General features: G+C 58.7%; 1 protein-coding gene. It reads right to left on the bottom strand.

Going from position 1 to position 2,263, the window contains the following annotated elements; genetic code table 11:
* Positions 1-1,749 (bottom strand): hypothetical protein (locus PV350_RS44500; RefSeq protein ID WP_500339054.1); only part of this gene is annotated, 1,749 nt, incomplete at its 3' end.
* Positions 1,750-2,263 lie beyond the last annotated feature (514 nt).

Consider the following 2,263-nt stretch of genomic DNA (forward strand, 5'->3'; position numbering starts at 1 on the left):
CTCATACACCAGCCGAGTACCCAAGCCCCACGCATAAGGCTTGAACACCACCGCAGTGTCCCCACCGACACGATCCAAAAGCTCCCGCCCAGCCTCCTCACTCGCCTCCAAACGGTCACTCGCCGCCACGAACACCAAGGGCCGACTCGACCACGAAACCGAATCCGACGCAGCAGGCCCGACCGAGTCCACCCAATCAATCCGCTCACGCAACGTATCCGAAAGAAGCACACCAAGCCGCCCCCTCGCCTCCGGAGCCGCGACCACCCGCAACCGGCCCGCAAAACCCAGCCGAGCAAGCGAATCCATCAACATCGTCGCCGCAGCCTGATGCCCGAAATTGGCCGCCTCATCGACGAAAACCGCAACCTCTGACAACGCCGACAAAAAGTCCGACACTCGCCGCTGCAACACAACCCCACCCGCGACACCACCAGCGACGCTGGCAAGTCGGTCGCTGAGACGACCCCCGGCCACAGTCCGAGAAGGAACCTCTCCATCACCCGGACCGTAAACCAGATCCTCGGCAGAAAGCAGTGAATCAGCAGACTCGAGACTCCCAACACCAACCACCGGATCCAGCAACTCGACCCCGTCGTCCTCCAATTCCAGCGGAGACCGGCCCACATTCTCAATCATCCACCGATGAACAGGCTCACTCGACCGCTGCGCCAGCTGGTCAACACGATTCGCGCCTACGGCACGCTTCCGACTCCAACCTTGGACAATTTCATCAAGAAAATTGGCCCTACGCGGCGTCTCCAGCCTCATGACATTGTTATTTGTGAAGTATTTCGCCGTCGCCTCCGCGAAATCCTCGGACGGGTTAGTTCGGCCATACTGAGTCGCCGGACCCTCTTTCCAAGGAAAGTATCTTTTCCCATCCTCGGCCCACGAGCCAACCCGGCGCATGAAGTTGGGTATCTCATGCGCCATCTCCTCAGCAATTCTGCCGGCCCAATGACTGGGAGACTCCCCACGATGCGGAACGAAATCGACGATCCCAGAGTACTTGACCTCGAGATCGCTGACGAAATAGTAGCGGCGAGGCCATCGCCTCAACAACAATTCGCTATTGAACCAGAATGCATGTATCGAAGATTCGAAATCTCGCGCCGAATTTTCCGCAACACGCCCGTTTATAGCTAGAGGAGGTTCCTGATCCCCCCAGAATTTTTCGGTGAAGTACGGTTGCGCATAATGGAGGAGCCCGTGAGCCAGCTCATGCGTGGCGCTGTACTCGACATCGGCACTGACGTCAGACTCGGTCGCATTGGGATTGCGGTGAACACTGGAGCCAGTGATGTAGAGGTTGAATGTGCCACGTTCCCGAAAATACCTGCCGCGCACATTAGGGGATATCCGGCCCCCGGTCGCTGCCCAAGCGACCAAACCAATGGTCTTAACTTCCTGATCAATCGCTTTTCGGGTTGATTCCGCGCGCCCCTTTCCGAGGATTTCTTTGAAATGGCCCACAGCCGCGTGAAGCCCTCTTAGGATCGGCAGCGTAAAGTCGTGCGGCTGGATTTGACTCAATACGCTTGCCGGAGCATGGGGATTCGCCTTCTTCTCCACCTGGACCCCGACATCCGAATCCAGGTTAATTCCAAAATCGCTCTCGAGGCCCCGAATCAGCCGCAGTCGCTCTATCTCCGAATCGGACTTCGTGAATGGGATCGGGCCGACCATGATCGTCTTCGGAAACCGGCTGCCCCCGCTGGGCAGGCTCCGCTTCGCCGGAAGGTTCATGTTTGCCAGCCAAGCAAGAATGTCTTCACTTCGCCGACCGGGCTCTTGGGACTCAGCCTTGCCGTGGTCCGGTCCCGCGGTGGCTACTCCGTTATTGGCCACCACCGTGGACGTGCCGTCATCAATGTCAGCGTCAGCCTCAGCGTCAGCGTCAGCGGGCGACCGCTCAACCGCTTTCCCTAGCTTCGCTTCCGAGAGCGACTCGCCGACAGTGTCAGGACGTCGTGGGTCGTGCGATGCCTGCTCCGCGGGTTCCTGATTCTCCCGCCGTGAAGGCGCTCCAGAGGGCTTTCCAGCATCGTCACGCAACTCCTCTCCGTCCCGAGCTAGTGACTCAGCAGAATCCTCGATGAACTCCTCGCCCTCATGTTGGAACTCACGTATGTCAAAACCAGAATTAACGTCAGCACCGCCGCCAGCGGAAACCGGATCCGGCGGCTCGACATCTGCTTCGAAATCTAGTGGATCCCAGCCCTCAGTCTCACGTATCCACTGATGGACAGGCTTATCCGAC

The organism is Streptomyces sp. PA03-6a (assembly GCF_033792765.1).
Classification (GTDB): Bacteria; Actinomycetota; Actinomycetes; order Streptomycetales; family Streptomycetaceae; genus Actinacidiphila.